Origin of the sequence: Mastigocoleus testarum BC008 (assembly GCF_001456025.1) — a bacterium.
Taxonomy (GTDB): Bacteria; Cyanobacteriota; Cyanobacteriia; order Cyanobacteriales; family Nostocaceae; genus Mastigocoleus; species Mastigocoleus testarum.
The window spans coordinates 99,113-108,274 of record NZ_LMTZ01000104.1; the positions used below are offsets into that span (position 1 = coordinate 99,113).

Here is a 9,162-nt window from a genome sequence, read left to right on the forward strand (position 1 = left end):
CACTTAAAAAAAATTAACCATTAAAAAAATTAAAAACCGAAAACTAAAATTTTCATTCTAATTTTCAATTTTTAATCATTGAATTCACTCATTTAATTTTTATTATTCGACTTCGTCAAATAGATGTTCTTCCAAATAAGGTTGAACTTGGCGAAATTCTTCCGGAGAAAGTAATTCTGGTTTACCGTTTTTTGATACTCGTGCGAAGAACAACAGCGGATCTACTGGCGTGTAAATTCTATACTCTTGCTCTTCATGATAGAAGCCAGCTAGAAGCTGTAATTGCTCGGGTTCTAAATCCGCTTCTTCATCTTCAATTTCTAAAATGGTGATTTCTGATTCTTCAAATGGAGGTAATTCACCAGCAACTGTTAGAGCATAAGCAGTATGTTTTAACACTAAGTCGTACTCAGATAGTACAGCTTGAGCGGTGTTAAATATTTCCTCAAGAATTGCGTCATCTTCGATGAATACAGGTTCTTCTTCTTCCTCTTCACCTTGCCAAGCAAAAATTTCTACGGGAGAATCGACGGGGAGAAGTAAAACATACTCTTGACCATCAACACTTAGAGAATTTTCGACATAACACTCAAGTGACCGATTCTTGTCATCTGTCAAAGTAACTGTTGTCAGATTATTATTCTCATTTTCTTCTGGAAATGGAGGGGGAAACATAGCCGTGTTGTGAGATTATAAAACAACCAGCGGTCTCTGAGAATCGTTGAACTATTCAATAAGCGATGATGCTAACTAAATAATTTTCGATACAGATTCAATGCTAGTCGACAAAATTCAGAATATCATTTCCAAGCAATGATAACTTAGCTGATATGTTACTAACTTAAATAGCTTATTATCAAGTTTTTACTCTAGCATCTAACCATCGTTGTAAGATTAAAGATGCTGCTTTACGGTCAATTAAACCTTTATTGCGGGACGGAGAACGTTTTTCCGCAATTATTAATTGTTCCGCTTGATAAGAAGTTAATCGTTCATCAACATATTCAATCGGTAATTCTAGTGCTTTTCCTACTCTGTAAGCAAATTTCTTGACTTGACGAGCTTGAAATCCTAAGGAACCATCCATGGAATATGGTAGCCCAACTACTAACACATTAATTTGTCTTTGTTGAACTAATTGACGGATTTGTTCTACGTCTCGTTCGAAAGATGTTCTCTCAATTGTCGTGAGTCCAGTTGCGATTAAACCGGTGCGATCGCATCCTGCGACACCGATTCTTTTTCGACCAACATCTAAAGCAAGAGCCAAAACCAATGAGTTTGACCCTTGCTTGTGGGAAAAAGTTACTTGTTCTGAATTATTTTTTTTCCTATAAGTTTGTTCTTCAGATTTTTTTTCTTCAGAAATTTCTTCTTTAGAAATCTCTCCTCGATTCGATTGATTTTCTGGTTGGTTGTGGGGATCAATTTCCACCAGATTTCTCCTGGGATTTGTCTATTGGTTCCTTATTATTAGATATTTCTAAATTACATTTATGTTGAGGTAAAGATATATTTTCTGAAGAAGAAGTTTTAGGAGATCGCTTCCCTTGGGTAGAAATTTGCTGATGAGCTTTCCAAGACATCCCACCCGGTATTGGTTTGCGTGCTGGTTGTAAACCCTGCAAAACTTCCGGTAATTGAATACCTTCTAGAGATACAAATTTGGATTCTCTCACTTTATGCCATACGGAACGAGACATAATTAAGGTATGCTCGATTCGGTTTGCTCCAATGTGTTCTAGATATTCTTCTCCCTCCGACAAATAATCTGCAGTTGATAGTTGCAAAGGTTGTTGGGGAAAATCTTGGGTGATTCGAGCTAACTGGGACAACAACTCTGGATATAGCCAAGTGTAAGCTGGATGAACGATTAGATGTGCGACGTTACTTTCTTCACCTTTGCGATCTATTTTCAGTTGAAAATAACCAATTGCGGCTTTTCTTTGCGGTTCAAAAACATAACCACTAACCACTTCACTCCGGTTGATCCACTGCGCAATCGCATTTGTTAAAGCGCTGAATAAACTAGTCTTAAAATCACAAGTTTGGCGGTCAAATACCTGTCTGACCAAAGGAGGCATTGACTGGGTATCTAATTGATATAACAATTGAGCATCAGCATTACTGACTGGCAACAAATTGGGCAAATCTGGCTCATTTTTAGCTAATTCAGCCAGAGAATCTGGAGAAATTTCCCAATAGGTCAATTCAGCAAGACGTTGAAAACCATTTTGTCGATATAAAGCTAATGCTTGTTTGTCATTAACATTTACTTCTAAAATCCAAGTTCTTGCTTCCAAGATTGATTCAAAGCAGTGACGTAATAACTGCGAACCAACTGCTTGTTTTTCAAATGCACGATTCAACATTACTTTGTCAACACGCCATGTGCTGCGAGTTTTGTTAAATGGCGAAACTTGAACTATTCCCAGTAAGGTTCTTCCCTGCTCTGCGACGTAAGCACAAAACCGGTATTGTAAAGGATTGGGGAACCAACTCAGAAATTTGAGAAAACCAAACCAGCGACGCAACCAATGCATCTGCTGCATAGCGATCTCAGCTTCTTTTTCCGAAGAAGCTGCAAACGACTCTTGTGTTAAGCGTTCAATACCATCCAAGTCCCGGTATTGCAGAGGACGGATGACAACGCTGAGGTTCCGAGGTAGAAATGAAGTCATTTTCATTCGAGCCGCTATTCAGCATTAAATTTACTACCGTTGCTGGGAATATATTCCCCTTATAATTTTAAAGGCTTTGAGCTAGTTACCACTGACCCAAAAGAGTGATTTTAGTGACACAATCTCACACCAACACGTTACATTATAGTGTGGATATTTTAATAATTCTGCTTAAGAGTAAGGAATCATGCGATCGAGCATAGAACTAAATTTTCGTGCTTTATCGCCCATTTTATTCAATTTTTAGATATAAACCTCTAAAGCCTGATTTCTTTAATTTTCTGGTTTAAATTTTCTGGTTTAAATTTTAAAGTTCAAATTTTCGAGTTTAAGTTTTCAAGTTCAAATTTTTGTGAGTTCAAATTTTTGTGAGTTTAAAATTTTGTGATTTCAAAAATCTGTGAATTCAAGTGTTCGAGTTCACTTTTCAAGCTTAACTTTTACAACTCAATGCTTCGAACTTAATTTTTCAAACTTTTAATTTTTCAAACTTATTTTCTCGAACTCAATTTTTCAAATCTCTATCTTTCACTGTTACTATGAGTATTTTTTACTTTTGCTATGGCTATTGTTATAAACATTTAACTTTTTATTATAGGTTACCACAAACTGTTACTAATACTTTGTTGGGATAAAAATGTTTGAATCAGAAAACAGTGTTTTTACTCGATAATCAACAAAAAAAGGTGCTACCGCCCCGCCAGTATAATTTTTCAGGTTCAAATTGTCAATCTCAAATAGCTAAATCTTAAACGCTAAAATCTAAAAGCAGATTTGTTAATTATTACCGGCAAAGGTAAGACAACAAAATCTGCTCTAAAATCTGAAAATTTTAAAATATTTTAAAATATTTGAATGAATATATTAATATATTTATACTTCGATTATATTACTTGTCGAGAGATTAACTTTTCAAAATTAGCTTGCGTTTGATGGAGTAACTCTTCACGACTGTCTTGGTTTTTAGGATTTAGGCTTGGAACCAGATTACGAGCTTGGAGAGTCATATGAAGCTGCAAATGAGCAACATATTCGCTGATATCTTCACGTTCTGCGTCTTGGCTCACGATAGAATTTGATTCCATTACCATTAGTTCTCCTTTAGTCGACTTTATAAAAAGTTATCATGCGGTGGCTACTTACCCAACTAATTTGCAAAGAACTGTAATGCTTATGGTGAGGTTTGTAAAGAAGAATTAAGGAGAGTCAGGAGTCAGGAGTCAGAAGTCAGGGGTCAGGAGTCAGGGATCAGGAGTCAGGGGTCAGGAGTCAGGGGTCAGGAGTCAGGAGTCATAAGTCAGGGGTCAGGAGTCAGGGATCAGGAGTCAGAAGTCAGGGGTCAGGAGTCAGGGATCAGGAGTCAGAAGTCAGGAGTCAGAAGTCAGGAGTCAGGGGTCAGGGGTCAGGAGTCAGGGATCAGGAGTCAGAAGTCAGGAGTCAGAAGTCAGGAGTCAGGAGTCAGAAGTCAGGAGTCAGGGGTCAGGGGTCAGGAGTCAGAAGTCAGGGGTCAGGAGTCAGAAGTCAGAAGTCATCATAAATCATCAGAAGTCAGGAGTCAGGAGTTAGGAGTCGTAGAGTAGACTCCAATAATGAACTAAACTACTGCTTTAGCTTTCGCAGGTGCAACATATGGTTTTTCCACACCTTGCGCCAAGTATTCAGCTAGTTGAGATTCTATTTCCTCGCGCACTATTTGACGATATTCTAAGAAATGCTCGTTATGAGCGCAGGTTGCAAGGTAATGTTCTGCAACTCCTGGATTATGCTTGAGAATGCTGAACAAATGATGCCAAAATTTCCAGCGAGTTGGACGCTTGATACCTTGTCGCCAAAGAATAATCAAAAATGCTTTCACTACTTTCCATTCTGGCATCTTGGCTGGTGCTTTCCAGCTTGGTTTGCCCATCATCAGAAAACAACGATAGGTACGGTCTAAATAATTTACTGGATCGTACAGCTTACAAAATGCCTCAATGTATTCCCTACCAATATCTTCTAAGGGGCGAGTAGGAATAAAATTCATTAAAGTTGTTTGATTGATATTACCATCTTTCTCGCTGCGTAGTCTTCCCTCTTTGCTCAAACGATGCCAAAGTGCAGTATTGGGAAGTGCTTGTAACATGGCGAAGGTTGTGGAGGGAATTGCTGCTTGTTCTGCGAAACGAACAATGCGATCGCCTGCTCCGCTTTTCTCATTATCAAACCCAATGATAAATCCAGCCATGGGACGCAGACCAGATTTAATAATGGTTTGTACCGCATCGGTAAGAGAACTACGGGTATTTTGAAATTTTTTAGTTAACTGTAAACTGTCTTCGTCTGGTGTTTCAATCCCTAAAAATACAGCAGCGAAACCACATTCAACCATTAATTCCATCAGTTCTGGATCTTGCGCTAAGTCAACGGATGCTTCGGTATCAAAGCGGAAAGGATATTGATGTTCAGCCATCCATCCTTTTAACTCTTTGAGTAATAACTTAACGTTGCGTTTATTACCAATAAAGTTATCATCCACCATAAAAACACCACGTCGCCAACCCAATTCATAGAGACGATCCAATTCTGCAAGGAGTTGTGCAGGGGTTTTAGTTCGGGGTTTGCGTCCATATAAGACAATAATGTCGCAGAATTCGCACTGGAAGGGACAACCACGAGAAAACTGCACCGACATCATGTCATAAGCGTCAAATTCTAGTAAATCAAACCGGGGTATGGGTGTGGTAGTCACATCTGGTTTCTCTGTAGCGCGGAAAACCCCCGATGTTTTACCTTCTTGGACTGCTTGAATAAACATTGGTAGAGTGATTTCTCCTTCATCGAGAATGAGAAAGTCTGCTCCTACTTTTTGAGCTTCTTGGGGTACAGAAGTTGGATAAGGTCCACCAACCGCAACTAATTTACCATGGCGTTTGGCTTCTTTGATTTGATCAAGTAAATCCTGCTTTTGCACAATCATTGCAGATAAAATTACTATATCTGCCCAAGCCCATTCTTCTTCTGTTACCGAACGAATATTACGATCTACTAACTTAAATTCCCACTCCTGCGGCAAAATTGCAGCTACTGTTACTAAACCTAAGGGTGGTAGTAAAACTTTGCGGTCAACTAAATCTAGAATCTTTTCATAGGACCAAAATGTTTTTGGAAATAGAGGATACACTAATAAAATTCGCATCAGAATTCTTTAACTCCTCACACTTTATGTTTTAATATTTGGCTTTTAAGATTCTTTACTTCTAAGGTCTTTATTTTTAATAAATATATATTTAATAAATATAAATTATCTATTTCAAAAAAAATATAATGGGTTGAAGTATGGGAATCATTCAGTATTGCAATTCATAAGATTGTAAATTTTAATCTTACGAATTTTAATCTTACAAATTTTAATCTTACAAATTTTAATCTTACAGATGTAATCCTGATAAATCTTGAACCTTACAAATATTTACCAACTTTGATTTATGTTAGCACTTAATATATTTTTTGGTGCTATATTTTTTGAATAAAGATAATAGAAATTCATATATTGGTCATACATAATAATTTTTGAGAAAGTAGTTATAAGTCACAAAAATAGTTATAAATCACAAATAAAATTATTGCAGGGTGCGTATTTGCGGACAAGAGAATATTTTCCGGTCACTTCATATGTCTTATAGGTGGAGTATAACGCAGAGACATATGGTAACAATGAATATTTTATGTCTCTACATATATGTATATTTCTGAAGATATATTCTTGAAAAAACTTGATATCTACAAAATTAATTCTAGATAATTGAGACCCAAGAAAATAAATCTAATTCGGTTTTTTTACTCCACTAATTTTTAAAACATCCTCCATGGTGGCACAATAATTAGGTAAGCCAAAAATAGTTGGATTCACAACTTTTTCATAACTAAAATGTCGATAGTTCATACAAAATCTATCCCAAGCAGCCATTTGGATGCGGAAAACAGCAATCAATACGTTGGCTAAGGGAAGGGAAAGAGGAATACGGAACCAAATCTTTTTATTGAAATAGCTGCATAATTCCTCTACTGCTTGGTTAGCAGTTAACCTCTGTTGACCCAAAACTAAATAACGAGGTTCCCCTTCTTTCGGAGGATTTTCAATTAAATGTCGGATAACGGTGGCTATATCTTTCCCATGGATGAAGTGAAAGCTACCGTCAGCCTGTAAAAAACGAATTAGATCGATATATTTGGTAACTTCAGGAATACCGGATGTCAGGTGGGAGTATGGTTTGTTGCGATCGCCTCCCAAAACAAAAGTTGGAAATACTTTGGTTATTTTATCTGCCACAGGTACTTGATTCATTTGCTCCAAACACTGATATTTAGAACGAATGTAATCTGTACCAAGTTCTCCTGCTTCCTTGAGGGCTTGGTTTTTGGAGTCTAGTACGCTAGCTGTAGAAAAATAAATTACCTGTTCGCAGCGTTCTGGATCTAACAGTTCTATTAACTTTACAGTTTTAGTTACATTGATATCATAAGTAGCTTCTCCACCCCATGCAGTCGCAGTCAAAACAGCAACATCAATAGTTGGAAGTAAATCGGCGAAAGCATCAATGTTTTGCATATCGCCTTGAATAACTGTAACCCCCGGACGCGCTTGGGTATCAACTTTTAGTTTTTGGGGATTTCTTACAAGTAGATATAGTTCGTGATTAGTATCTTGAATTAATGTTTCGCTAATGTAGTGACCAACACAACCACTCGCACCGGTCACCAAAATTCTTTTTTGAGTCATAAAAACTGTTTTGTTTTTGTTGTTAGTTATTGTGAAATATTTTGTATGGTTATTCCAACAACTAACAACTACAATTTGAGAAGAATCTCATTTTCCTTGAACCAGTCACACTTAAAAAGTAATGAGTGACAACTGAATTTCAGGGAAAGATTAATGTATTCCACTCAAATTTTTAGCGGTTTCAAAGAAATAAGCAACATTTTCTTCTGGGGTATCTGGTAAAACACCATGTCCCAAATTCAAGATATGTCCTTGATTACCAGCTTTGCGAACCGTATCGATAATGCGATCGCGAATAAATTCTTTAGAACCATAAAGTACGCCGGGGTCGAGATTTCCTTGAACTCCCAAGTTTGTACCCAATCTTCGTCTAGCATCAGCCATATCTACCGACCAATCTACGGTAATAATGTCAGCACCTGATTTTGCCATTTTTTCTAGCAAACCACCGCTACCGGTCACTAGCAAAATTAATGGTGTATCGGGATGGGTTTCTTTTACTTTCTTAAATACCCGTTGCTGATATGGTAAAGCAAAAGTTTCATAATCTTGAGGACTTAATTGACCAGCCCAAGAGTCAAACATTTGTACCACTTGAGCGCCACAATCAATTTGATAACAAATGTAAGTAGCAATAGAATCGGCAATTTTTCCTAGGAACTGATGCAGCATGGAAGGCTCAGAAAACGCCATGCTTTTAATCGTGGAATAGGTCTTAGAGCCCTTACCTTCAATAGAGTAAGCAGCTAAAGTCCAAGGAGCACCAACAAAACCTAAAACTGTGGATTGATCGCCAACTTCTTGACGCAAAGTCTGTAAAATAGTTTTGATAAAAGGTAATGATTCTTCTGGCTCTAAAGGATACAATTGATCCACTTGGGCTTGGGTACGAATAGGCGAAGTAATGACTGGACCTTTACCTTCAGCAATATCCATTTCAATCCCCAAACCAGGTAAGGGGGTGACGATATCAGAAAACATAATGACCCCGTCTGGCTGAAAAGCTTTCCAAGGTTGCAAAGAAATTTCAATCGCTACTTCCGGAATTTCCGAACGTTGGCGAAATGAAGGGTACTTTTCTCTTAATTGTCGATAAGCTTTCATATATCGTCCCGCCTGTCGCATCATCCATACGGGAGGACGTTCTAAAGCTTCACCACGAGTAGCCCGCAGGAGATGAGGAACAGTTGAGGAAACTACCATTTAATACTTCACCCTAAATGACTCTTTTTTTGCAATTTTTAGCTTATCATCCAGGGAATCAACTTTGTTATTTGTCAATTTTTATTTGATATTTGCCAATTTTTATTAATGATTTGTTACTGCTCCCTCGTTATTTTCCACTGATTATTTACTCAATGTCTTGCAAACAGCTATATTTGTCACACATTATGTGTTTGTAGATTAGAGTTAAAGCACAGCTACTAATGGTCACTTATCCCTTAAAGCACTGAAAAATACTTTGAAAAATGCCCTTAATGAAGTTGATATCGTAAGAAAAATTAATGCTTTTCATCAACTTGAGCATCAAATTTATGTTCTCTGAGGAAAGCACCTTTGTATAGCTTTTAAACTGGACATAGTGTTTTTATCCGCCTTCGGCGGAAGGCAGAAGTACGTTCAGCTTGCTGCGTGCAAGGGCAGAGGGCAGAAGGAAAAACCTGGTATAAAAACTAAAACTTCTTGCCTATTACTAACGTAACGCTGCGCTAACCGCCACTG

7 protein-coding genes are annotated in these 9,162 nt (G+C 37.5%); all 7 read right to left on the reverse strand.

Annotated features, from left to right (window positions below):
* Positions 1 to 102: 102 nt before the first annotated feature.
* Positions 103 to 675, reverse strand: a complete 573-nt coding sequence (locus tag BC008_RS24720; RefSeq protein WP_027843348.1) for a DUF3727 domain-containing protein — start codon at positions 673 to 675, stop codon at positions 103 to 105.
* A 181-nt stretch (positions 676 to 856) separates the two neighbouring features.
* The gene (gene ruvX / locus BC008_RS24725) at positions 857 to 1,276 is read right to left on the reverse strand and encodes a Holliday junction resolvase RuvX (RefSeq protein ID WP_027843349.1); all 420 of its coding nucleotides are present in this window, start codon (positions 1,274 to 1,276) and stop codon (positions 857 to 859) included.
* A gap of 148 nt (positions 1,277 to 1,424) precedes the next feature.
* On the reverse strand, positions 1,425 to 2,699 hold the full coding sequence (locus BC008_RS24730; RefSeq protein WP_036265448.1) for a GNAT family N-acetyltransferase: 1,275 nt from the start codon (positions 2,697 to 2,699) through the stop codon (positions 1,425 to 1,427).
* An 866-nt stretch (positions 2,700 to 3,565) separates the two neighbouring features.
* Positions 3,566 to 3,766: a hypothetical protein gene (locus tag BC008_RS24735; protein WP_027843351.1), complete on the reverse strand. Its 201-nt coding sequence runs from the start codon at positions 3,764 to 3,766 to the stop codon at positions 3,566 to 3,568.
* 509 nt (positions 3,767 to 4,275) lie between these two features.
* Positions 4,276 to 5,856, reverse strand: a complete 1,581-nt coding sequence (locus BC008_RS24740; RefSeq protein ID WP_027846505.1) for a B12-binding domain-containing radical SAM protein — start codon at positions 5,854 to 5,856, stop codon at positions 4,276 to 4,278.
* 627 nt (positions 5,857 to 6,483) lie between these two features.
* Complete coding sequence (locus BC008_RS24745; protein WP_027846506.1) at positions 6,484 to 7,440, reverse strand: NAD-dependent epimerase/dehydratase family protein; 957 nt, start codon at positions 7,438 to 7,440, stop codon at positions 6,484 to 6,486.
* A gap of 150 nt (positions 7,441 to 7,590) precedes the next feature.
* Positions 7,591 to 8,643 (reverse strand): uroporphyrinogen decarboxylase, encoded by a 1,053-nt coding sequence (hemE, locus tag BC008_RS24750; protein ID WP_027846507.1) that lies wholly within the window; start codon positions 8,641 to 8,643, stop codon positions 7,591 to 7,593.
* Positions 8,644 to 9,162 lie beyond the last annotated feature (519 nt).